Origin of the sequence: Pseudomonas sp. IzPS59 (assembly GCF_014863505.1) — a bacterium.
GTDB classification, from domain to species: Bacteria; Pseudomonadota; Gammaproteobacteria; order Pseudomonadales; family Pseudomonadaceae; genus Aquipseudomonas; species Aquipseudomonas kribbensis.
This window is the reverse complement of record NZ_CP062251.1, coordinates 479,418-502,335: the sequence shown is the minus strand read 5'-3', so window position 1 is coordinate 502,335 and position 22,918 is coordinate 479,418. Positions and strand designations below refer to the sequence as shown.

General features: G+C 63.1%; 25 protein-coding genes. 20 read left to right on the top strand and 5 right to left on the bottom strand.

The window, feature by feature from the left end:
* Nucleotides 1–3: 3 nt before the first annotated feature.
* Genes IF189_RS02250 through IF189_RS02165 form a run of 18 tightly spaced genes read left to right on the top strand, consistent with a single transcriptional unit; the run spans nt 4 to nt 16,678 of the window.
* Nucleotides 4–258 (top strand): acyl carrier protein, encoded by a 255-nt coding sequence (locus tag IF189_RS02250; RefSeq protein WP_007909503.1) that lies wholly within the window; start codon nt 4–6, stop codon nt 256–258.
* Nucleotides 255–800, top strand: coding sequence for a hypothetical protein (locus IF189_RS02245; protein WP_085711081.1), 546 nt, complete (start codon nt 255–257; stop codon nt 798–800). The genes IF189_RS02250 and IF189_RS02245 overlap by 4 nt, the downstream gene beginning before the upstream one ends.
* Nucleotides 797–2,476: an acyl-CoA synthetase family protein gene (locus IF189_RS02240; protein ID WP_192552754.1), complete on the top strand. Its 1,680-nt coding sequence runs from the start codon at nt 797–799 to the stop codon at nt 2,474–2,476. The genes IF189_RS02245 and IF189_RS02240 overlap by 4 nt, the downstream gene beginning before the upstream one ends.
* Entirely contained in the window at nt 2,469–3,203 is a 735-nt protein-coding gene (locus IF189_RS02235; RefSeq protein WP_119429511.1) for a glycosyltransferase family 2 protein, read from the top strand. Before IF189_RS02240 ends, IF189_RS02235 begins: the two co-directional genes overlap by 8 nt.
* Nucleotides 3,200–4,147 carry a glycosyl transferase gene (locus IF189_RS02230; RefSeq protein WP_085711078.1) on the top strand — a complete coding sequence of 316 codons (948 nt, stop codon included), beginning with the start codon at nt 3,200–3,202 and terminating at the stop codon, nt 4,145–4,147. The genes IF189_RS02235 and IF189_RS02230 overlap by 4 nt, the downstream gene beginning before the upstream one ends.
* Complete coding sequence (locus IF189_RS02225) at nt 4,128–5,672, top strand: HAL/PAL/TAL family ammonia-lyase (protein WP_119429512.1); 1,545 nt, start codon at nt 4,128–4,130, stop codon at nt 5,670–5,672. The genes IF189_RS02230 and IF189_RS02225 overlap by 20 nt, the downstream gene beginning before the upstream one ends.
* Nucleotides 5,665–6,090, top strand: a complete 426-nt coding sequence (locus tag IF189_RS02220; RefSeq protein ID WP_085685400.1) for an acyl-CoA thioesterase — start codon at nt 5,665–5,667, stop codon at nt 6,088–6,090. The genes IF189_RS02225 and IF189_RS02220 overlap by 8 nt, the downstream gene beginning before the upstream one ends.
* On the top strand, nt 6,087–6,689 hold the full coding sequence (locus IF189_RS02215; RefSeq protein ID WP_134825230.1) for an outer membrane lipoprotein carrier protein LolA: 603 nt from the start codon (nt 6,087–6,089) through the stop codon (nt 6,687–6,689). Before IF189_RS02220 ends, IF189_RS02215 begins: the two co-directional genes overlap by 4 nt.
* Nucleotides 6,673–9,012: an MMPL family transporter gene (locus IF189_RS02210; protein ID WP_192552753.1), complete on the top strand. Its 2,340-nt coding sequence runs from the start codon at nt 6,673–6,675 to the stop codon at nt 9,010–9,012. Before IF189_RS02215 ends, IF189_RS02210 begins: the two co-directional genes overlap by 17 nt.
* On the top strand, nt 9,009–10,169 hold the full coding sequence (locus IF189_RS02205; protein WP_134825228.1) for a sodium:proton antiporter: 1,161 nt from the start codon (nt 9,009–9,011) through the stop codon (nt 10,167–10,169). Before IF189_RS02210 ends, IF189_RS02205 begins: the two co-directional genes overlap by 4 nt.
* Nucleotides 10,156–11,403: an NAD(P)/FAD-dependent oxidoreductase gene (locus IF189_RS02200; RefSeq protein ID WP_192552752.1), complete on the top strand. Its 1,248-nt coding sequence runs from the start codon at nt 10,156–10,158 to the stop codon at nt 11,401–11,403. The genes IF189_RS02205 and IF189_RS02200 overlap by 14 nt, the downstream gene beginning before the upstream one ends.
* The gene (locus IF189_RS02195; RefSeq protein ID WP_192552751.1) at nt 11,400–12,125 is read left to right on the top strand and encodes a class I SAM-dependent methyltransferase; all 726 of its coding nucleotides are present in this window, start codon (nt 11,400–11,402) and stop codon (nt 12,123–12,125) included. The genes IF189_RS02200 and IF189_RS02195 overlap by 4 nt, the downstream gene beginning before the upstream one ends.
* Nucleotides 12,125–12,607 carry a hypothetical protein gene (locus IF189_RS02190; RefSeq protein WP_192552750.1) on the top strand — a complete coding sequence of 161 codons (483 nt, stop codon included), beginning with the start codon at nt 12,125–12,127 and terminating at the stop codon, nt 12,605–12,607. The genes IF189_RS02195 and IF189_RS02190 overlap by 1 nt, the downstream gene beginning before the upstream one ends.
* Nucleotides 12,604–13,800, top strand: coding sequence for a beta-ketoacyl-[acyl-carrier-protein] synthase family protein (locus IF189_RS02185; RefSeq protein WP_192552749.1), 1,197 nt, complete (start codon nt 12,604–12,606; stop codon nt 13,798–13,800). The genes IF189_RS02190 and IF189_RS02185 overlap by 4 nt, the downstream gene beginning before the upstream one ends.
* Nucleotides 13,797–14,261 carry a hotdog family protein gene (locus tag IF189_RS02180; RefSeq protein WP_085711070.1) on the top strand — a complete coding sequence of 155 codons (465 nt, stop codon included), beginning with the start codon at nt 13,797–13,799 and terminating at the stop codon, nt 14,259–14,261. Before IF189_RS02185 ends, IF189_RS02180 begins: the two co-directional genes overlap by 4 nt.
* Nucleotides 14,254–14,982, top strand: a complete 729-nt coding sequence (gene fabG / locus IF189_RS02175; RefSeq protein WP_085711069.1) for a 3-oxoacyl-ACP reductase FabG — start codon at nt 14,254–14,256, stop codon at nt 14,980–14,982. Before IF189_RS02180 ends, fabG begins: the two co-directional genes overlap by 8 nt.
* Nucleotides 14,982–16,217 (top strand): beta-ketoacyl-ACP synthase, encoded by a 1,236-nt coding sequence (locus tag IF189_RS02170; RefSeq protein ID WP_134825223.1) that lies wholly within the window; start codon nt 14,982–14,984, stop codon nt 16,215–16,217. Before fabG ends, IF189_RS02170 begins: the two co-directional genes overlap by 1 nt.
* Nucleotides 16,218–16,237: 20 nt before the next feature.
* Nucleotides 16,238–16,678 carry an excinuclease gene (locus IF189_RS02165; RefSeq protein ID WP_119429522.1) on the top strand — a complete coding sequence of 147 codons (441 nt, stop codon included), beginning with the start codon at nt 16,238–16,240 and terminating at the stop codon, nt 16,676–16,678.
* Between the two features lie 47 nt (nt 16,679–16,725).
* Here the strand turns inward: IF189_RS02165 and IF189_RS02160 are convergent, their stop codons facing one another.
* The gene (locus IF189_RS02160) at nt 16,726–17,013 is read right to left on the bottom strand and encodes an addiction module antidote protein (RefSeq protein ID WP_011332089.1); all 288 of its coding nucleotides are present in this window, start codon (nt 17,011–17,013) and stop codon (nt 16,726–16,728) included.
* On the bottom strand, nt 17,010–17,315 hold the full coding sequence (locus IF189_RS02155; RefSeq protein WP_102620197.1) for a type II toxin-antitoxin system RelE/ParE family toxin: 306 nt from the start codon (nt 17,313–17,315) through the stop codon (nt 17,010–17,012). Before IF189_RS02155 ends, IF189_RS02160 begins: the two co-directional genes overlap by 4 nt.
* Nucleotides 17,316–17,433: 118 nt before the next feature.
* Between IF189_RS02155 and IF189_RS02150 the strand changes: the two genes are divergently transcribed.
* Nucleotides 17,434–17,871 carry an excinuclease gene (locus IF189_RS02150; protein ID WP_085711066.1) on the top strand — a complete coding sequence of 146 codons (438 nt, stop codon included), beginning with the start codon at nt 17,434–17,436 and terminating at the stop codon, nt 17,869–17,871.
* On the opposite strand, the gene IF189_RS02145 is transcribed toward IF189_RS02150, so the two are convergent.
* A complete protein-coding gene (locus tag IF189_RS02145) occupies nt 17,872–18,768 on the bottom strand; it encodes a LysR family transcriptional regulator (RefSeq protein ID WP_039766450.1) in 897 nt (298 codons plus the stop codon). It abuts the gene before it with no gap.
* A 118-nt stretch (nt 18,769–18,886) separates the two neighbouring features.
* Between IF189_RS02145 and IF189_RS02140 the strand changes: the two genes are divergently transcribed.
* A complete protein-coding gene (locus IF189_RS02140) occupies nt 18,887–20,161 on the top strand; it encodes an MFS transporter (protein WP_134825221.1) in 1,275 nt (424 codons plus the stop codon).
* A 56-nt stretch (nt 20,162–20,217) separates the two neighbouring features.
* Here IF189_RS02140 and hemE read toward each other — a convergent pair whose 3' ends face one another.
* Together hemE and IF189_RS02130 are read right to left on the bottom strand one after the other, a co-directional pair.
* Complete coding sequence (hemE, locus tag IF189_RS02135; protein ID WP_007952372.1) at nt 20,218–21,285, bottom strand: uroporphyrinogen decarboxylase; 1,068 nt, start codon at nt 21,283–21,285, stop codon at nt 20,218–20,220.
* 189 nt (nt 21,286–21,474) lie between these two features.
* Complete coding sequence (locus tag IF189_RS02130; RefSeq protein ID WP_134825220.1) at nt 21,475–22,893, bottom strand: FAD-dependent oxidoreductase; 1,419 nt, start codon at nt 22,891–22,893, stop codon at nt 21,475–21,477.
* Nucleotides 22,894–22,918: the final 25 nt, after the last annotated feature.

Below are 22,918 nucleotides of genomic sequence, written 5' to 3'. Positions count from 1 at the left end.
ACCATGCAAACTCGTGACGACATCTTCAACACCCTGCGCGATGCCCTGGTCGAGCTGTTCGAACTGGACCCGGCCCGTGTGAGCCTGGAATCGAACCTGTATCAGGACCTGGAAATCGACAGCATCGACGCCGTCGACCTGATCGACCACATCAAACGCCAGACCGGCAAGAAAATCGCCGCCGAGGAATTCAAGTCGGTGCGTACCGTCGGCGACGTGGTCGAGGCGGTCTACCGTCTGGTTCAACCGGCCGCATGAGCCGATTGATCGGCCTCGGCCTGCTGCTGGCGGGCCTGTTGTATCCCTTTGCGGTGTATTTCGGCATGGAGCACTTTGCGCCGTGGCAGTTCGGCCTGCTGCTGGGCAGCCTGTGGCTGGCCCGCGCCCTGACCGGCGAGCGCAAGCCCGGCAGTCTGTGGATGGCCTGTGTGGCCATCGTGTTCTGCCTGCTGCTGGCGCTGTTCGACAGCCCGCTGTTGCTGCGCTGGTATCCGGTGCTGATCAGCGGCTTCATGCTGGTGCTGTTCAGCCTGAGCCTGAAATACGGCCCGCCGATGGTCGAACGTCTGGCGCGCATTCGCGAGCCGCAATTGCCGCCCGAAGCGATCCGCTACACCCGTCAGGTCACCGTGGCCTGGAGTGTGTTTTTTTTCTGTAACGGCTTGTGCGCCGCCCTGCTGACCCTTTGGGCGCCGCTGCACTGGTGGATGTTGTACACCGGCCTGATCTCCTACGGATTGATCGGCCTGATGTTTGCCATTGAATGGCTGATACGACAACGGGTAAGAGGTCGCCCATGAACTGGATAAAACTTGAGCAGCTGTTGCTCAAGGATCTGCCGCAGCGCGCCGTCACCGTCGCGCCGGCACTCGATCACGCACACCTGCGCGAACAGGCCCTGAGCCTGGCCGCCGGCCTGCAAGCCAGGGGCGTACGACGTCTGGCCGTGCACCTGGAAGATGCCGCAGAACTGGCGATTGCCCTGCTCGGCGCCTGGCGCGCCGACGTCAGCGTCCTGCTGCCTGCGGATCTGCAAGCGCAGACCCGCCAGCGCTGGTCGAACGAAGTCGACCTGTGGCTGACCGATCACGCAGACGACGTGCACCTGAGCGACTTGCAGGGCACCGCACTGACGGGTGCCGAACTGGATCTCGACCAGTGTCGCCTGAGCCTGTGCACCTCCGGCTCCAGCGGCGAGCCCAAGCGCATCGACAAATCCCTGCGGCAACTGGCCAACGAAGTCGAAGCCCTCGAGCAACTGTGGGGCGCGGATCTCGGTGAGGCCTGCATCATCGGTAGCGTCGCCACCCAACACATTTACGGTCTGTTGTTCCGTGTGTTGTGGCCGCTGTGTGCCGGGCGCATGTTTCTGCGCAAACAACTGGCCTTTCCTGAAGACATGCAGCGCGCCAGCCGCGAACACCCGGCCTTCGCCTGGGTGGCCAGCCCGGCGTTGCTCAAGCGCATGGGCGACAACCTCGACTGGCCGGCCCTGAGCGCCGTGCGCCGGGTGTTTTCCTCCGGCGGCGCGCTGCCGGCAGATGCTGCGCAGAGCCTGCACCAGCGCTTGCAGCAGTGGCCGACGGAAATCCTCGGCAGCTCGGAGACCGGCGGCATCGCCTGGCGTCAGGGCCAACAGCTGTGGCAGCCGTTCGCCGGTGTCGAGCTGAGCCAGGACGGCGACGGCGCCCTGTTGATCGCCTCGCCGTACCTGCCCGCCGGGCATGTCGAACATACCGCCGATGCCGCACGCATCGAAGCCGATGGTCGCTTCGAACTGCTCGGGCGGCTGGACCGGATCGTCAAGCTGGAAGAAAAACGCATCTCCCTGCCGATGCTGGAACAAGCTCTGGTCGCCCATGACTGGGTCGCCGAAGCGCGCTTGGGCGTGGTGCAGGAAAACCGCGCATCCCTCGGCGCCTTGCTGGTGCTCAGCGAATCCGGCCTGTTTGCCTTGCGCGAACACGGCCGTCGCAGCCTCACCGAAACCCTGCGCCGTCACCTCGGCGAACATTGCGAAGCCCTCGCCCTGCCCCGACGCTGGCGCTTGCTGCGACAACTGCCGCTGAACCCTCAGGGCAAGCTGCCCCAGGCAGATGTCGAAGCCTTGCTGCTGGCGCCGCGTCCGAAGGCACCGGAGGTTCTGGAACAGACCGAAACCGATGGCGAGTGGAGCCTGCAACTGAGCGTGCCGCCAGACCTTGCTTACTTCAGCGGTCACTTCCCCAAGGCCCCGGTATTACCCGGCGTGGTGCAGGTCGAGTGGGCGCTGAACCTTGGTCGCCAACTGTTGAACCTGTCCGGCGCATTCGCCGGTATGGAAGTTCTGAAATTCCAGCAACTGGTGCGCCCCGGCGATGAAATCCAGCTGCACCTGCGCTTCGACCCTGAACGCGGCAAGCTGTATTTCGCCTACCGCAACGACACCGCCACCTGCTCCAGCGGGCGGATTCTGCTGGGGACTGGCAATGCATAACCCTTGCGCAGTCATCCCGGTCTACAACCACGAAACCGCGATCGCCACCGTGGTCGATGCCCTGCTCGCCCAAGGCTTGCCGTGCATTCTGGTGGACGACGCCAGCAGCAAATCCTGCGCAGCCGTGCTGGATGTGCTGGCCGAACGCGAGCGGGTGTATCTGGTGCGCCTCACCACCAATCAGGGCAAGGGCGGCGCGGTGATGACCGGCTTGCGTGAAGCGGCGCGACTGGGCTTCAGCCACGCCTTGCAGGTCGATGCCGACGGTCAGCACGACTTGCAGGACGTCGCGCGGTTCGTCGAAGAATCCCGTGCCCATCCGCGAGCGCTGATCTGCGGTTATCCGCTGTACGACGCCAGCGTGCCCAAGGGTCGCCTGTACGCCCGTTACCTGACGCACGTGATGGTGTGGATCAACACCCTGTCGCTGCAGATCCGCGATTCGATGTGTGGCTTCCGGGTGTATCCGCTGGAGCCGACACTGGCAGTGATCGACTCGGCGCGGATCGGCAAGCGCATGGATTTCGACTCGGACATCCTCGTGCGCCTGTCCTGGCGCAACCAGCCGATGCGCTGGCTGCAAACCAGCGTGCACTACCCGCTGGACGGTGTGTCGCACTTTCGGATGTTCCACGACAACGTGCTGATTTCGAGCATGCACACGCGCCTGTTCTTCGGCATGTTGCTGCGCTCGCCCGCGATCCTCTGGCGACGGTGGCGCGCATGACGGTCGAAACCGACAAGAAGCACTGGGCCGACCGCGAAGAGCGCGGCAGTTTCCTGCTGATGAAATTCACCGCGTTCGCCGCCAAGGTCCTTGGCCGACGCCTACTGAGCCCGTTGCTGTACGGTATCGTCCTGTACTTCTTCCTGTTCGGCCGCACGGCCCGGCGCAGTGCCTGGCAGTATCAGCAGCGCCTCGCCGACTGGAGCGGTCGCCATGAATTGCGCCCGAGCCTGTGGCGCGTGTTCGGCCAGTTCATGGCGTTCGCCGATTCGCTGCTCGACAAGCTCGACGTGTGGAACCGCAAGCTGAGCATCGAGCAGATCGAAATCATCGACCCGGCGTTGCTGCGCAATCAGTTGCGCGGCAGTCGCGGGCAAATGCTGGTGGGTGCGCATCTGGGCAACCTCGAAGTGTGCCGGGCGCTGGCGGAGATTGGCGAAAAGGTCACCATGAACGTGCTGGTGCACACCAAGCACGCCGAACAATTCAACCGCCTGCTGGGCGAAGCCGGGGCGACCAATCTACGGCTGATCCAGGTCAGCGAGCTGGACCCGGGGGTCATGCTGCAGCTGAACGAACGCCTGGAGCGCGGCGAATGGCTGGCGATTGCCGGTGATCGCGTACCGCTGCATGGCGGCCGCAGTGTGACCGTGGATTTCCTCGGTCATCCGGCGCGGTTCCCGCAAGGTCCGTGGCTGCTGGCCGGCCTGCTGAAATGCCCGGTCAATCTGCTGATGTGCCTCAAGCAACCTGACGGCCACTATCGCCTGACCCTCGAGCCGTTCACCGAGGCCGTGACCTGGACTCGCCGCGACCGCGAACAGGTCATTCATCAGTGGGCGACCCGCTACGCCGAACGCCTGAGTCACTATTGCCTCGAAGCCCCCAAGCAATGGTTCAACTTTTACCCTTTCTGGAAGACCGATGACGACGCCAACCCATGAGCCGGTAACCTTCGGCGAACGCCCTTTGCGCATCGAAGACGTGCTGGCCCTGGCCAACCGTCAGGCGCCCGTGCAGTTGCAGAGCGACGCCGACTACCGCGAACGCATCGCCAAAGGCGCGCGGTTCCTCGATTCGCTGCTGGACAAGGAAGGCGTGATCTACGGCGTGACCACCGGTTACGGCGACTCCTGCGTGGTCGCGGTGCCGCTGCATCACGTCGAGGCGCTGCCGCAGCATCTCTACACCTTCCACGGTTGCGGGCTGGGCAAACTGCTCGACGCCCAGGCCACCCGCGCGGTGCTGGCGGCGCGTCTGCAGTCGCTGTGCCACGGCGTGTCCGGGGTGCGCATCGAGCTGCTGGAACGTCTGCATGCCTTCCTCGAACACGACATCCTGCCGCTGATCCCCGAAGAGGGTTCGGTGGGCGCCAGCGGCGATCTGACGCCGCTGTCCTACGTCGCCGCGACCCTGTCCGGCGAACGTGAAGTGATGTTCCGTGGCGAACGCCGCCAGTCCGCCGATGTGCACCGTGAACTGGGCTGGACCCCGCTGGTGCTGCGCCCGAAAGAAGCGCTGGCACTGATGAACGGCACCGCCGTGATGACCGGTCTGGCCTGCCTGGCTTACGCCCGCGCCGATTACCTGCTGCAACTGGCCACCCGTATCACCGCGCTGAACGTGGTGGCGCTGCAAGGCAATCCGGAACACTTCGACGAGCGCCTGTTCGCCGCCAAGCCGCATCCGGGGCAGATGCAGGTCGCCGCGTGGCTGCGCAAGGATCTGGCGATCGACGCGCCGACCGCGCCGCTGCATCGCCTGCAGGATCGCTACTCGCTGCGTTGCGCGCCGCACGTGCTCGGCGTATTGGCCGACAGCCTCAACTGGCTGCGTTCGTTCATCGAGACCGAACTCAACAGCGCCAACGACAACCCGATCATCGACGCCGAAGCCGAGCGCGTGCTGCACGGCGGGCACTTCTACGGCGGGCATATCGCGTTCGCCATGGATAGCCTGAAAAACCTCGTGGCCAACGTCGCCGACCTGCTCGACCGGCAACTCGCGCTGCTGGTGGACGAGCGCTACAACCACGGTTTGCCGAGCAACCTGTCCGGCGCCAGCGCTGATCGGGCGATGCTCAACCACGGCTTCAAGGCTGTGCAGATCGGTGCCAGCGCCTGGACCGCCGAAGCGTTGAAAAACACTATGCCGGCCAGCGTCTTCTCGCGCTCCACCGAATGCCACAACCAGGACAAGGTGAGCATGGGCACCATCGCCGCCCGCGACGCCATTCGCGTGCTGGAGCTGACCGAACAGGTAGCCGCCGCCACACTGCTCGCGGCCAATCAGGGCGTGTGGCTGCGTGGCCGTGATGAAGACGCACGACCACTGCCGCCGTCCCTGGCCGCGATGCACGAAGCGCTGGCCAAAGACTTCCCGCCGGTGATCGAAGACCGTGCCCTGGAAGGCGAACTGCGCCTGTGCCTGAAACGCATCGCCGAGCAACACTGGAGGCTGCATGCGTAGCGCCGGAGTGCTTCACGCCGATACGGAAATCCTCGTGCCGTTCTTTGACGTCGACACCATGCATGTCGTCTGGCACGGCCATTACGTGAAATACCTGGAAGTGGCGCGCTGCGCGCTGCTCGACAAGATCGGCCACAACTACAACCAGATGGTCGATTCGGGCTATGCCTGGCCGGTGATCGACCTGCAACTGCGCTACGTGCGCGGCGCGGTGTTCGGTCAGCGGCTGAACGTGCGCGCCAGCCTGGTGGAATGGGAAAACCGCCTGAAGATTCACTACCTGATCACCGACGCCGAGACCGGCGAGCGCCTGACCCGAGCCAGCTCCGTGCAGGTCGCTGTCGAGGTGAGCAGCCGCGAGATGCAACTGGCGTCGCCGAAAGTCTTCACCGATGCCGTGGAAAGGATGCTGCGATGAATGTGTTTGTGAAATCCCTTGGAGCCCTGGCACTGCTGACACTGTCGTCGCTGGCCAATGCCTTCGACCTGCAACAGTTGAGCGAGCAGTTGGCGAAGCCGGACGTGATCCACGGCCAGTTCATCCAGGAAAAACACCTGCGCGCCCTGCCCCAGCCGCTGATCAGCAAGGGCAACTTTGTCCTCGCCAAGCATTACGGTCTGCTCTGGCTGCTGAAAACCCCGCTGCAGCAGGACTACCGTATCAACGCAAAAGGCATCGCCCGTCGTGACGTCAGCGGTTGGCAACTGTTGCCGGGCAAGAGCGCCGGCGCCGAACAGAACCGTCTGTTCCTCGCCGTGCTGCAAGGTGACAGCAGTGGCCTGCAACGGGATTTCGAACTGACCCTGAGCGGCGACGCGCAGCAATGGCATCTGACACTGACCCCGCGCTCCGTGCTGCTCAAGCAGGTTTTCAACCAGATCAACATCGCCGGCGGCACGTTGGTGAACACCATCGAACTGCTCGAAACCCAGGGTGACAGCACTGTGCTGCGCATGCAGGACAGCACCGCCGGCCAACCGTTGAGCGACGCGGAGCAACATGACTTTGCCGAGTGAACGCAGGCTGCCCTGGCTGTTCCTGATCCTGCTGCTGGCCGTCGTCGCACTGGGCGCCTGGCAGTGGCGCGACGGCGCACCGTTGTCGGCGAACTTGATGGAACTGGTGCCCGGCACCCATCCGGACGCGGTCGAGCAACGTGCCGAACAACGCATGCAGGAACCGCTCAACCGGGAAATGCTGGTGCTGGTCGGCCACGCCGATCGCCAGCAAGCCGTCGCCATGGCCCAGACTCTGGGCGAGCAATGGCAGTCCAGCGGGCTGTTCGAAAAAGTGCAGTGGAATCTGCAAGCCGACCTGCCCGCCCTGCGCACGCAATTGCTGCAAGGGCGACTGGCGATGCTCTCGGCGGATGATCGGCAACTGCTGATCGAACACCCTGATGCCTTTATCCAGCAGCGGGTGCAGGCGCTGTTCGATCCGTTCACCGGTTTCAGTCTGGTGCCGAGCCAGGACGACTGGCTGGGCCTGACCGGACGCATCCAGAACAGCCAGCCACAGCACGGCACGGTGCAACTGGATATCGGCAGCGGAGCGCTGATCGCCGATGCCGACGGCAAGAGCTGGGTGCTGCTGCGCGCACGCACCACTGGCAACGCCTTCGACATGAACCTGCCGCTGCAAGTCGCGGCGCTGTTGCAACACAGCCGCGAGCAAGCGGCGAAATCCGATGTGCAACTGCTGGCCGCCAGCGGACTGCTCTACGCGGCCAGCGGTCAGCAGCAAGCGACCCGGGAAATTTCCTGGGTCGGCGGCGGCGCGACCCTCGGCATTCTGTTGCTGCTGTTGCTCGCCTTCCGCCGCTGGCGGGTGTTGCTGGCGTTCATTCCGGTGCTGGTGGGCATGCTGTTCGGCGCGGTGGCCTGCGTGGCGCTGTTCGGGCATCTGCATGTGATGACGCTGGTGCTCGGCTCTAGCCTGATCGGTGTCGCGGTGGACTACCCGCTGCACTACCTGTCCAAGAGCTGGAGCCTCAAACCCTGGCGCAGCTGGCCGGCGCTGCGGTTGACCGTCTCGGGCCTGACCCTGAGCCTGATCACCAGCGCCATCGGCTATCTGGCGCTGGCCTGGACACCGTTCCCGGCCCTGACCCAGATCGCCGTGTTCTCCGCCGCCGGGCTGATCGGGGCTTACCTGTCGGCGGTGTGCCTGTTGCCAGCGCTGTTGAGCAACGTCGAATTGCGCCCGGCGCAGTGGCCGTTGCGTCTGGCCGAGCGCATGGTCAACCTTCGGGAAACCTTGCTGCAGCATGTGCGCACACCGATTCTGTTCGCCCTGCTGATCGCTTTCTGCATCGGCGGTCTGGTGCAACTGCAAAGCAAGAACGACATCCGCCAATGGGTCGGCGCGCCGCAGCATCTGACCGATGAGGCGCAGACCATCGCCCGCATCACCGGTTACCAACCGACCAGCCAGTTCTTTCTGGTACGCGCAGAAAACCAGGAGCAACTGCTGGAACGTCAGGCCGCGTTGAGTGAACGCCTGGAGCAACTGGTCAACCTCGACAAGTTGCAGGGTTTTCTGGCGCTCAACCAACTGGTCAGCCCGCCGAGCCAGCAACAGCAGGTTCGCGAAGCGCTGAACAAATTGCCGCAGTTCTGGCAGCCACTGCTTGAAGTCGGCGTTCCGCCAGCAGCCTTGCAAGCCGAACTGGCACAGTTGCAGTCACTGCCCGCCGAAGACATCGACACCGCGCTCAGCGGTCCGCTCGGTGAGCCTTACCGCACCTTGTGGCTCGGACCGGTCGAGGGCGGCGTGGCGGCGATGGTCAGCCTGCAAGGCCTGAACAACCCGTCGCTGCTGCGGGTGCAGGCACTGGACCTGCCCGGCGTGGAACTGGTGGATCGCCTCGGTGACCTGAACCGGGTGTTTGCCGAAACCCAGATCAGCGCCGCCGAACTCAAACTCGCCTCCTGCGTGCTGATCGTGCTGGTGCTGATCCTGCCGTTCGGCTTCGGCGGCGCGTTGCGTATCGTTTCCCTGCCGCTGCTCGCGGCGCTGTGCAGTCTGGCCAGCCTCGGCTGGCTCGGTCAGCCGCTGACCCTGTTCAGCCTGTTCGGCCTGCTGCTGGTGACGGCGATCAGCGTCGATTACGCGATTCTCATGCGCGAACAGGTCGGCGGCGCAGCCGTGAGCTTGCTAGGCACGTTGCTGGCGGCGCTGACGACCTGGCTGTCGTTCGGTCTGCTGGCGGTGTCGAGTACACCGGCGGTGAGCAATTTCGGTCTGTCGGTAAGCCTCGGGCTGGCCTTCAGCTTCATGCTCGCGCCGTGGGCCGGGCGTCATGCCCACGCCACGACAGTCGCGGAGCCGGCAACATGATGGTCGCAGTCTTCTGGGTCATGGCCCTGGCGCTGTTTGCCGTGGCCACCCGCGTCGGCCGGCATTTCGGGTTGATTCCGATTGTCAGCCAGTTGCTGCTGGCCAGCTTCGTCCTGCCGCTGTTGATGTATTTCTGGATCGAACCGGGCTGGCAGCTCAGTGGCGCCGATCTGATTGCGCCGGACTGGCTGAAAAACCTCTACAGCCTGAGCTTCGCGCTGCTGCTCGGGCACATTCTCAGCGATGTGATCGACCTGCGTCTGGATCGCCAGAGCGTGAAAATCGCCCTTCCGAGTTTCGCCGTGCCGTTCGCCTGCGGGCTGGCGACGGCGTACTGGCTGCTGCCGGCGCAACCGTGGATCAATTCGCTGGCCATCGGTCTGGTGTTCGCCATCACCGCGATCCCGGTGCTGTATCTGTACCTGCGCCACATCGACTATCCGCCCGCCGCGACCCGGCGTCTGGTGCAGACCGCGATCCTGATCGACCTGACCTGCTGGACCCTGTTCGGCCTCGCCCAGGGCAGTCTGCACCTGAGCAGTCTGTTGCTGCCGCTGGGGCTGGCCTGCGTGCCGTTGCTGTTGCGGGTGTTCGGCATCCGCCGGCCGCTGACTTACAGCCTGGGTTTCTTTGCGCTGCTGGTGCTGGCCGAACACTACAAGCTCAATGCGCTGATTTTCGGCATCGGCTACCTGCTGTGCATGGCCGTGCTGAAAGTGCCGCTGGTGCTGCCGCTGCCGGCGCGCTGGATGAACCGTTTGCAAACGTGGATCGCGATTCCGCTGATCCTCACTTTCGGCATCGTGCAGATCGATGTGCACAGCGCCCTCGCCAGCCTCGGCGCTGTGCAATGGGCAGCGCTGCTGCTGTTGCCGGTCGCCAGCAAAATCGTGGGCAACTGGCTCGGCCTCGGCTGGGCCGGTGCCTCGTTCGAAGGCGCCAGCCGCTGGCGCGAAAGCGTGCTGCTGAATATTCGCGGCTTGAGTGAAATCGTTTTTCTCAACCTGCTGTTGCAACAACAACTCATCAGCCCGGCGCTGTACTTTGCGCTGATGCTGATGGGGCTGATCGCGACGCTGTTGCCGGCCTTCATCGGCCTGCACCGTGCGTCTCTGAACCCTATTGCCGTACCCAGGAGCTCGCGTGCCAATCGTTGAAATGGAATCCCGTCAGGTCGTGATCATCGGCGCCGGCCCCTCCGGCGCCATCGCCGCTGCGTTGCTCAAGCGCAAGGGGCACGACGTGCTGGTCATCGAGCGCCAGCATTTCCCGCGATTTTCCATCGGCGAAAGCCTGCTCAGTCATTGCCTGGATTTCGTCGAAGAAGCGGGCATGCTCGACGCCGTGAACGCCGCCGGATTCCAGCGCAAGACCGGCGCCGCATTTGCGTGGGGCGAGCGCTACAGCGCGTTCGATTTCGGCGATACGTTCACCGGCGGCAAACCGACCACTTTCCAGGTACAACGCGCCGACTTCGACAAACTGCTGGCTGATCAAGCCGCGCTGCAAGGTGTGGAAATCCGTTATGGCGATGCCATCGTCAGCATCGATTTCGACCGCCCGCGTCCGCAACTCGATGTGCGTCGCGAAGACGGCAGCGAGTACCGTGTCGAGGCCGGTTTCGTCCTCGATGCCAGTGGCTATGGCCGGGTGCTGTCTCGCTTGCTCGATCTGGAAGCGCCGTCGAATTTCCCGGTGCGTCAGGCCGTGTTCACCCACGTCGAAGATCACATCGCCCACCCGGCCTTCGACCGCGAAAAAATCCTCGTCACCACCCATCCGCAGCATCGCGACATCTGGTTCTGGACGATTCCGTTCAGCAACGGTCGCTGCTCGGTGGGTGTGGTGGCCGCGGCTGAACATTTCAATGGTCGCGACGCCGATCTCGATGCCTGCCTGCGCGGTTTCATCGCTGAAACCCCGAGCCTGGCGAAGGTGCTGAACAACGCCGTGTGGGACACCCCGGCACGCACCCTCGGCGGCTATGCGGCCAACGTCAAAACCCTGCACGGTCCGGGTTTTGCTCTGCTGGGCAACGCCGCCGAGTTTCTCGATCCGGTGTTCTCTTCCGGCGTGACCATCGCCATGCGCTCGGCGAGCATGGCCGCCGGCGTATTGCACCGGCAGTTGCAGGGCGAAACCGTGAACTGGCAAAGCGAGTTCGCCGAACCCTTGAAACGCGGCGTCGACACCTTCCGCGCCTACGTCGAGGGCTGGTACGCCGGTACTTTCCAGGACGTGATTTTCCATGAGCAGGCCTCCCCGGACATCCGTCGCATGATCTGTTCGATTCTCGCCGGTTACGCCTGGGACGAACGCAATCCGTTTGTCAGCGAAGCACGCCGCCGGCTGAAGACGATTTCCGAATTCTGTGCAAAGGACGCCCCATGAATTACTTGAGCGACAGCTACGTCGAGGAAACCCGTTTCGGCTTCTGGTTCCTGCGCAGCCACACCTGGCAGCACCATGTGCTGCGCGTGGCGATCAACGATTTGCGCGGACTGTTCAGCGAGTCGCTGCCGGCCAATCCGGTGCTGCTGGATGCAGGGTGCGGCCAGGGCAAGTCCTTCGGACACCTGCGCCAGACCTTCGCGCCACAGCGCTTGATCGGTGTCGATGCGGATCCGCACAGCCTGGAACTGAGCGCTGAAGAGGCGGCGCGCCAGGGCTTCGCCGTCGAGCTGATCGGCAGCGACTGCGCGACACTCAATGTGCCGGATGCGAGCGTCGATCTGCTGTTCTGCCACCAGACCTTCCATCATCTGGTGGAGCAGGAAAAAGCCCTGGCCGAGTTCTACCGGGTGCTCAAGCCGGGCGGTTATCTGCTGTTCGCCGAGTCCACCGAGGCTTACATTGATACGTGGGTGATTCGCTGGCTGTTCCGTCATCCGATGCACGTGCAAAAGAGTGCTGCGCAGTATCTGGAAATGATTCGCCAGCAGGGATTCGAGTTCGGCGAACGGAATGTTTCCTACCCGTACCTGTGGTGGAGCCGGGCGAAGGATTTCGGCCTGCTTGAGCGCTTTGGCCTGCGCAAGCCGAAGCCGTTTGGCCAGCGTGAAGAAACCCTGGTCAACGTCGTGGCGCGCAAACCGCTGGAAGAGGCTGTCTGATGCTGCGTGTTCTGCTGCTCGCCTGTGCCCTGCTGCTGACCGCTTGCGCGAGCCAGGCGCCGTTGCCTGCGGGTAACCCGACGCTGCCCTTGCCGCTGCAATTGCACATTGAGCGCCAGCAAGCAGGACAGCGTCAGGACTGGTTGCTGGTGATCCAGCGTGAGGGCCCGGGCATCCGCTGGTCGATGATGGATCCGCTGGGCATTCCCCAGGCCCGTCAGCAACTGATCGACGGACGCTGGCAGGCCGACGGCCTGCTGCCGCCGAATCCGGAAGCCCGGGAGTTGTTCGCGGCACTGCTGTTCGCCCTGACGCCTGCCGGCGAACTGGCGCGCAATTACCCCACCGCGCAGCAACTCGACGAGCAACGCACCCTGCCGACACGCTGGAACATCCGATATTCACAACCGTCGAGCTTCGAATTGAATCTGCCCCAAGGCCCGCACTATCGCGTGTCTCCCCTAGGTGAATCGACGCCATGACCGCCTACCTCAATGCCCTCGGCGTGATCTGCGCCCTGGGCCGTGACAAGCAAGAAGTCGCCCGCCACCTGTTCGCCGGCGATTGCTCGGGCATGCGCCATGAGGCTGGCTGGGTGCCGGAACGCGAGTTGCCGGTGGCCGCCGTACGCGGTGATCTGACGCCCATTCCGCCACAGATGGCCGCGCACAAGAGCCGCAATAATCAGTTGCTGCTGGAAGCCGCGTTGCAGATTCGCGAAGACATCGACGCTGCCATTCAGGCCTACGGCCCGGATCGTATCGGTGTGGTGCTCGGCACCAGCACCTCGGGTATCGACGAGGCCAGCCAGGGTCTGGCGCATTACATACGCAACCAGCAGTTCCCGGACGATTACGACTACCGGCAACAGGAGCTCGGCGCCCCGGCGACCTTCCTCGCCGACTGGCTGCAACTGAGCGGCCCGACCTACGTGATTTCTACGGCGTGCACCTCCAGCGCCCGGGCCCTGATGAGCGCCAAACGCCTGCTCGATCTGGGGCTGTGCGATGCGGTGCTGTGCGGCGGCGTCGACAGTCTGTGCAAACTGACGCTCAATGGTTTTTCGTCGCTGGAAGCTGTTTCCGGGGAGCGCTGCAACCCGTTCTCGGTCAACCGCAACGGCATCAACATCGGCGAGGCAGCGGTGCTGTTCGTCATGAGCAAACAGCGCGGCGACGGCCCGGCCATTGCCCTGCTGGGCGCAGGCGCCAGCTCCGATGCCCACCATATTTCCGCACCGGAACCGTCCGGCCGGGGCGCGCTGCAAGCGATGCAACAGGCGCTGGATCGCGCACAGCTGCAAGCCGCGCAAATCAGTTACCTGAACCTGCACGGCACCGCCACCCAACACAACGACGCCATGGAAAGCCTGGCCGTTGCCACCCTGTTTCCGCAGGGCGTGGCCTGTTCCTCGACCAAACCCATGACCGGCCATACCCTCGGTGCTGCCGGCGCACTGGAAGCCGCGTTCTGCTGGCTGAGCCTGAGTGCCGACAACCCCGACCACGCATTGCCGCCGCACGTCTGGGACGGCCAGGCCGATCCGGACCTGCCAGCGCTGAAGTGGGTGACCACGAGCGAGCGCCTGGCGTCCATTGCACCCCGCTACCTGATGAGCAATTCGTTTGCCTTCGGTGGCAATAACGTCAGCCTGATTATCGGAGACGCCCCATGACTGACTGGCCGCTCGCCGAACTGCTGCCCCACGCTGGCGACATGATTCTGATCGACCGGATCCTCAGCTTCGACGACGAGCAGATCCACACCACCCTGACGGTCAAACCCGACGGCCTGTTCAGTCTGCCCGACGGAAGTCTGCCGGCGTGGGTCGGCGTCGAGCTGATGGCGCAGAGTGTTGCCGCTTTCGCTGGCTGCCATGCCCGGCAGAAAGGCAACCCGGTGGAGCTGGGTTTCCTGCTCGGCACCCGCAAGTTCGAATGCAATGTCGAGGCGTTTCCGGTCGGCTGTGAACTGACCATCCATGGCATCCGCTCGCTGGAAGACGACAACGGCATGGGCGTGTTCGAATGCCATATCAATGCGCCCGGCATCGAAGCCAGCGCCCGGCTGAACGTGTTCCGCCCGCCGCACGCGGCGCAATATCTTGAACAATTGAAGGAGTCGAACGATGACTGAATTCGTACTGGTCACCGGCTCCAGCCGTGGCATCGGCCGCGCCATCGCACTGCGCCTGGCCAAGGCCGGCCACGATATCGTCCTGCATTGCCGCAGCGGCGTGGCCGAAGCGCAAGCGGTGAAAGCCGAAGTCGAAGCGCTCGGCCGCAACGCGCGCATCCTGCAATTCGACGTGGCTGACCGCGATACCTGCAAAGCCATCCTCGAAGCCGACGTCGAAACTCACGGCGCCTACTACGGCGTGGTGCTCAACGCCGGCCTGACCCGCGACGGCGCGTTTCCGGCCCTGAGCGATGACGATTGGGACGTGGTATTGCGCACCAACCTCGACGGTTTCTACAACGTTCTGCACCCGGTGATGATGCCGATGATCCGTCGCCGCGCCGCTGGTCGCATCGTTTGCATCACTTCTGTCTCGGGGTTGATCGGCAACCGTGGCCAGGTCAACTACAGCGCTTCGAAGGCTGGCGTGATCGGTGCCGCAAAGGCGTTGGCGATCGAACTGGCCAAGCGCAAAATTACAGTCAACTGTGTCGCGCCGGGTCTGATCGACACGGCCATGCTCGACGAGAACGTGCCGGTGGAAGAACTGATGAAAATGATCCCGGCACAACGCATGGGCACCCCTGAAGAGGTGGCCGGTGCGGTGAATTTCCTGATGTCGGCGGAAGCGTCGTACATCACCCGCCAGGTCCTGGCGGTAAACGGAGGCTTGTGCTGATGAAGCGCGTTGTCGTCACCGGCATGGCCGGCATCACCTCGCTGGGAAGCGACTGGGACACCATCGCCGGCAACTTTGCGGCCAACCGCAGCGGCATCCGCCGGATGGACGAGTGGGATCGTTTCAGCGAACTCAACACCCGACTGGCCGGGCCGATCGATGATTTTCTGGTGCCGGCGCACTGGACCCGCAAACAACTGCGCAGCATGGGCCGGGTCTCGCGGCTGGCCGTCGGCGCTGCGGAAAAAGCGCTGGCCGATGCCGGCCTGCTCGGCGATGAGTCGATCAAGGACGGACGCATGGGCGTGGCCTGCGGTTCGTCCACCGGCAGCACCGACGAGATCAAGGCGTTCGGCAACATGCTGCTCAACTCGGTGGCCGAAGGCCTCAACGCCAACTCCTATGTACGGATGATGCCGCACACCACGGCGGCGAACATCAGTATCTTCTTCGGCCTCACCGGCCGCCTGATCCCGACCTCCAGCGCCTGCACCAGCGGCAGCCAGGGCATCGGTTATGCCTACGAGGCGATCAAGTTCGGCCGCCTGCCGCTGATGCTCGCCGGCGGTGCCGAAGAACTGTGCCCGACCGAGGCCATGGTGTTCGACGCGCTGTACGCCACCAGCCTGAAAAACGATGCACCGCAAACCTCGCCACGTCCGTATGACAAGGGCCGCGACGGCCTGGTGATCGGTGAAGGCGGCGGCATGCTGGTGCTCGAAGAACTGGAACACGCCCTCGCTCGCGGTGCGCGCATCCACGCCGAAATCGTCGGCTTCGGCAGCAACGCCGACGGCCAGCACACCACCCGCCCGGAACAGGTCACCATGCGCCGTGCGATGGAGCTGGCACTGGAAGACGCCGGCCTCACGCCTGACGCCATCGGTTACGTGAACGGTCACGGCACGGCCACCGAGCAGGGCGATATCGCCGAGACCCTGGCCACCAGCAGCCTGTTCGGCGAACACATGCCGATCAGCTCGCAGAAGAGCTTCCTCGGCCACACTTTGGGCGCCTGCGGCGCGCTGGAGTCGTGGTTCAGCATCGAAATGCTCAACCGCGACCTGTACGTGCACACGCTCAACCTCGACGAAGTCGATCCGCACTGCGGCAAACTCGATTACCTGCGCGGCGAGTTCCGCCAGATGCACCACGACTACGTGATGAACAACAACTTCGCGTTCGGCGGGGTCAACACCTCGCTGATCTTCCGCCGCTGGACGCAACCGAATTAATCCAGGTCAAGGAGACCTCCATGCGCTTCAACCAACTCGCTGCCGCCCTGCTCATCTGTGCCTTGCCGGCCGTCAGCCAGGCCCGTGACACGGCGGTCTATCTGCCATTCGACAAAGCGGTCGCAGAAGCGACCCGCACCGGCAAGATCGACGGCAGCGTGAAGTTCTATCTGGCGGGCAATGCCCCGGCCGGCAAAGTCAGCGTCGTCAGCCCTGGCGCGGTGACCAACAAGAAGACCAACGCCTTCAACAAGTCCGACCAGGAAGCCTGCGAGTGGGTCGTGCAATCGGCGATCATCAGCCTGCACCAGGCGGCGAAAAACGCCGGCGCCAATGCCGTGACCAATATCGTCAGCTTCTACAAGAGCAACGAGCGCAAGGATGCGAAAAACTACGAATGCCACGCGGGCGCGATCATGGCCGGCGTTGCGTTGAAGGGTGATCTGGCGACGGTTCAGTAACCGCCGGAAACGACAAAGGGCGCCTTTCGGCGCCCTTTCAGTTCAAATCATGTGCTGGCGTGCAACTTCAGGCCCAGCGCTTTCATGACTTTGAGGATCGTTCCAAACTCGGGATTTACCTCGCCTGACAGTGCGCGATAAAGACTTTCCCGTGACAGCCCTGCATCGCGCGCGACCTGGGTCATGCCACGCGCCCGAGCGATAGTGCCAAGTGCCTTGGCAATAAAAGCCGGGTCGTCACCCGCCTCCTCCATACAGGCGTCCAGATAGTTGGCCATGTCCTCTTCTGTCTTGAGGTACTCGGCTGAGTCCCAACGAGTGAATTGTTCGGTCATGGGTTTTGCTCCTGCCAGGATTCCGCGATGAGCCTGGCTTGCTTGATGTCTCGAGATTGACTGCTCTTGTCTCCACCGCAAAGGAGGATGACCAGCTGACGACCTTGCTGCATGAAATAGACCCGATATCCCGGGCCATAGTCAATTCGGGCTTCGCTGATCCCTTCGCCAATGGCTTTGACATCACCGAAATTCCCATCAGCCATGCGATCAATTCGCACCTGAATACGCATCCTGGCGCGACTATCAGCCAGCTTCACAAGCCAGCTCGAGAATGTGGAGCTTCGAAGTATCTCAGTCATGGCCGCAAGTGTAGCCGCTAAGCTACACGCACTCTACATGGACTTCTCTCTGTCCGATATACGGCGTCTACACTCGCCATACCCGTAATTTGCTGCGCGTTACGTCAAGGAGATGACCATGCAAGCGAAAGCCCTGATCGCCGCCGCCCTTTTCAGCCTGCTCCCCAGCGCCAGCCACGCCACCAACCTGATGTACATGCCGTTCGAAACCGTGCTGTCGGATGCGATTCGGGCCGGGCGGCTGGATGGCAGTGTGAAGTTTTACCTGATCGGCAATGGACCTCAGGGGACTCAGCGGATGTTGCAGCGCGGTGTGGTCAGCGATCTGAAGACCAATGGTTTCAACAAGAGCGATCACGACTCCTGCGAGTGGGTGCTGCAGTCGAACCTGATTGCCCTGCAGGCCCAGGCCAAGCGCGTCGGGGCCAATGCGGTGACCAATATCGTCAGCTACTACGATCAGCATGTGCGCAAGGATCTGAACACTTACGAATGTCGGGCCGGGGTGTTTGTGACGCGGGTAGCATTGAAGGGCGATCTGGTGCGGCTGCCTTGATCAGCCGGCTTCGACCTTGCGTGTAAGCAACTCGACGAACGCCTTGGCCATCGGCGATTTCTGATCCTTGCGCTGCACCAGCCACACCGCCGTCACGGCCTCGGGATCGAGCAGCGGTCGGTAGACCACCCCATCGATACGCATCCGCTGATACGACGCTGGCATGACCGACACGCCCAGGCCCGCCGCTACCAGACCAATGATCGTCATCGCCTCCCCCGCCTCCTGGGCGAAGTGCGGGCTGAAACCAGCGTCACGGGCCAGGCTGATCAGTTGCGAGTAAAGACCGCTACCGTAGCTGCGCGGGAAGAACACGAACGGTTCGAGGGCCAGCGCCGAGAGGAACAGCCCCTCTTCAGAGCCCTGCGCCAGCGGATGTTTGGAACTAAGCACGGCCACCAGCGGCTCGCGCATCAGCTCGACCACGCTCAGCGAATCCGGCAAACCCAGCGGGCGCATGATGCCGACCTCGATCGATTCGTCCACCAACGCGTCGGCCACCATGGTGCTGCTCATCTCGCGCAGATTCAGGTGCACGGCCGGGAAGCGTTGACGGAAGGAAAAAATCGCCTGGGGAATGGTCGAGTTGAACGGCGCCGACGAGGTGAAGCCAATCTTCAGCTCCCCCAGCTCGCCGAGTTGTGCACGACGCGCCACGTCCGCCGCTTTATCGACCTGAGCCAGTACCAGCCGCGCCTCTTCCAGAAACAGTCGCCCGGCCTCACTCAATTCGACCCGACGATTGGTACGCTCGAACAGCCGTGCACCGACTTCCTGTTCCAGCGCCTGAATCTGCTGGCTCAGCGGTGGCTGGGAGATGCCCAGTACTTGTGCGGCGCGGCCGAAGTGCAGTTCTTCGGCGACGGCGATGAAGTAGCGCAAGTGACGCAATTCCATGGAAACCCCATTAGGTCGTGAAAGCTATCAAACAGGTCGAACAATATATTGGATAGAAACATTAGCCAGCTATATGATTTTTTCATTGCCTGCCTGCCCGCGCCCTCCGAGGTCTGATGTGAAAACCGCCGTCGCTCCACTGGCCCATGAAGTCCCGCCCGCTGCGGCGGACGATGTGCTGACCGAACTGCAAGAGATCTACATCGAGAAAGGCACGCCCGCGTTCATGCGCACGGTGCTCGCGCTGTTCAGCGGCGGCTTCGCCACTTTCGCCCTGCTCTACTGTGTGCAGCCGATGATGCCGTTGCTGTCCCACGAATATTCGATCAACGCGGCGCAGAGCAGCCTGATCCTGTCGGTGGCCACCGGCATGCTGGCGTTCGGTCTGCTGATCACCGGCCCGATTTCCGATCGGGTCGGGCGCAAACCTGTGATGGTCGCCGCGCTGTTCGCCGCGGCGCTGTGCACCATCGCCAGTTCGATGATGCCGAGCTGGCACGGCGTGCTGATCATGCGTGCATTGATCGGGTTGTCGTTGAGCGGTCTGGCGGCGGTCGCAATGACTTACTTGAGCGAGGAAATCCACCCGCAGCACATCGGTCTGGCGATGGGCCTGTACATCGGCGGCAACGCGATTGGCGGGATGAGCGGGCGATTGATCACCGGCGTGTTGATCGACTTCGTCAGCTGGCACACGGCGATGCTGGTGATTGGTGGCCTGGCGCTGATCGCGGCGGCGGTGTTCTGGAAAATCCTGCCGGAGTCGCGCAACTTCCGCTCCCGTTCGCTGCATCCGCGCAGCCTGCTCGACGGCTTCACCATGCACTTTCGCGATGCCGGCCTGCCGCTGCTGTTCCTTGAGGCGTTCGTGCTGATGGGCGCGTTCGTCACGTTGTTCAACTATATCGGCTACCGCCTGCTCGCCGAGCCATATCACCTGGACCAGGTGTTTGTGGGGCTGCTTTCGGTGGTGTATCTGTCGGGCATCTACAGCTCGGCGAAGATCGGTTCGCTGGCCGACAAACTGGGCCGCCGCAAAGTGCTGTGGGCCACCATCGCCCTGATGTTCGCCGGCCTCGCCCTGACGATGTTCACCCCGCTGCCACTGGTGATCATCGGCATGCTGATCTTCACCTTCGGCTTCTTCGGCGCCCACTCGGTGGCCAGCAGCTGGATCGGCCGCCGAGCGCTCAAGGCCAAGGGCCAGGCCTCGTCGTTGTACCTGTTCAGTTACTACGCCGGGTCGAGCATCGCCGGGACGGCGGGCGGGGTGTTCTGGCACATGGCGGGATGGAACGGGATTGGCCTGTTCATTGGCGCGTTGCTGCTGGTGGCGCTGTTGGTGGCGTTGAAGCTGGCGAAATTGCCACCGCTGGGTGGCGTCAAAGCCTGATTCCAACCCACAAAAAAACGCCCGGCATAAGCCGGGCGTTTTTTATTGAAACATGTTCACTCGTGATACTGCGCCGACAACTCGTGCACCGCACGCAGGAACGCGCCTGCGTGTTCCGGATCGACTTCCGGCGTGATGCCGTGTCCGAGGTTGAACACGTGGCCGCTGCCCTTGCCGTAGCTGGCGAGGATGCGGCCCACTTCAGTACGGATCGCTTCCGGCTTGGCGTAGAGCACGGTCGGGTCCATGTTGCCTTGCAGCGCAACCTTGTCGCCAACGCGGGCGCGGGCGTTACCGATGTCGCAGGTCCAGTCCAGGCCCAGTGCGTCGGCACCGGCGTCGGCGATGCTTTCCAGCCACAGGCCGCCGTTCTTGGTGAACAGGATCACCGGCACCTTGCGACCGTCGTGCTCGCGGATCAGGCCGCTGACGATTTTCTTCATGTAGGCCAGGGAGAACTCCTGATACGCCGCCGCCGACAGGTTGCCGCCCCACGTATCGAAGATCTGCACCGCTTGCGCACCGGCCTGGATCTGGCCGTTCAGGTACGAAGTCACCGACTGCGCCAGTTTGTCGAGCAGCAGGTGCATGGCTTGCGGGTTGTCGTAAAGCATTGCCTTGGTCTTGCGGAAGTCTTTCGACGAGCCGCCTTCGACCATGTAAGTGGCGAGGGTCCATGGGCTGCCGGAGAAACCGATCAGCGGCACGCGGCCGTTCAGTTCGCGGCGGATGGTGCTGACCGCGTCCATCACGTAGCCGAGGTCTTTGTGCGGATCCGGGATCGGCAGGGCTTCGATGTCGGCCAGGGTGCTGACGACTTTCTTGAAGCGCGGACCTTCACCGGTCTCGAAGTACAGGCCCTGGCCCATGGCATCGGGAATGGTGAGGATGTCGGAGAACAGGATTGCCGCGTCCAGTTGCGGATAGCGGTCGAGAGGTTGCAACGTGACTTCGCAGGCGAATTCCGGATTCATGCACAGGCTCATGAAATCACCGGCCTGGGCGCGGCTGGCGCGGTATTCCGGCAGGTAGCGGCCGGCCTGGCGCATCATCCACACAGGGGTGACGTCTACGGGTTGCTTGAGCAGGGCGCGGAGGAAACGGTCGTTCTTCAGGGCAGTCATGTCGGCATCCGGAAAAAAAGTGCGGGCATTTTCTCAGAGCGCGACGCAAAAGGCACGGATGCAGGTCAGCCTTTTGTCTATCGGGTCAATTTGTCGCAATGATTTCGCGGACTTCAGCAACACCCTGAAAACAATGTGGGAGCTGGCAAGCCAGCTCCCACAGGTATTGCGGTGCAGTTTCGAACCGGGTTAGACGCCCAGGTAATCCAGTATCCCTTCCGCCGCATTGCGGCCTTCGAAGATCGCCGTCACCACCAGGTCGGAACCGCGCACCATGTCGCCACCGGCGAAGATTTTCGGGTTGCTGGTCTGGTGCTTGAACTGACCTTGCTCAGGCGCAACGACGCGGCCCTGGCTGTCGGTCTGGATTTCGAACTGCTCGAACCACGGCGCCGGGCTCGGGCGGAAACCGAAAGCGATGACCACGGCGTCGGCCGGGATGATCTCTTCGGAACCCGGGATTGGCTCGGGGCTGCGACGGCCACGGGCGTCCGGTTCGCCGAGACGGGTCTCGACCACTTTCACGCCTTCGACCTTGTCTTCGCCGACGATCGCGATCGGCTGACGGTTGTAGAGGAATTTCACGCCTTCTTCCTTGGCGTTCTTCACCTCTTTGCGCGAGCCGGGCATGTTCGCTTCGTCACGACGATAGGCGCAGGTCACCGACTTGGCGCCCTGGCGGATCGACGTGCGGTTGCAGTCCATCGCCGTGTCGCCGCCGCCCAGCACCACAACCTTCTTGCCCTTCATGTCGACGAAATCTTCCGGCGACTTTTCAAAGCCCAGGTTGCGATTGACGTTGGCGATCAGGAAGTCCAGCGCGTCATAAACGCCCGGCAGATCCTCACCGGCAAAACCGCCCTTCATGTAGGTGTAGGTGCCCATGCCCATGAACACGGCATCGTATTCGGCGAGCAGTTGCTCCATGGTCACGTCCTTGCCGACCTCGGTGTTGAGGCGGAATTCGATGCCCATGCCGGTGAAGACTTCGCGGCGATTGCTCAGCACGGTCTTCTCGAGCTTGAACTCGGGGATGCCGAAGGTCAGCAGACCGCCGATTTCCGGGTTCTTGTCGAACACCACCGGGGTCACGCCGCCGCGCACCAGCACGTCGGCACAACCGAGGCCCGCCGGGCCCGCGCCGATGATCGCGACACGCTTGCCGGTCGGTTTGACCTTGGACATGTCCGGGCGCCAGCCCATGGCAAACGCGGTGTCGGTGATGTACTTCTCGACCGAACCGATGGTCACCGCGCCGAAGCCGTCGTTAAGGGTGCACGCACCCTCGCACAGACGATCCTGCGGGCACACCCGGCCGCAGACTTCCGGCAGGGTATTGGTCTGGTGCGACAGCTCGGCGGCCTGAAGGATGTTGCCCTCGGCCACCAGCTTCAGCCAGTTCGGAATGAAGTTGTGCACCGGGCACTTCCATTCGCAATACGGGTTGCCGCAGCCCAGGCAGCGGTGGGCCTGGTCGGCCGACTGCTGGGGTTTGAATGGTTCGTAGATTTCCACGAACTCTTTCTTGCGTTGACGCAACAGTTTCTTCTTCGGATCCTTGCGCCCGACATCGATGAACTGGAAGTCGTTATTCAGACGTTCAGCCATTGTTAAAACCTCATCAAACTCTTCA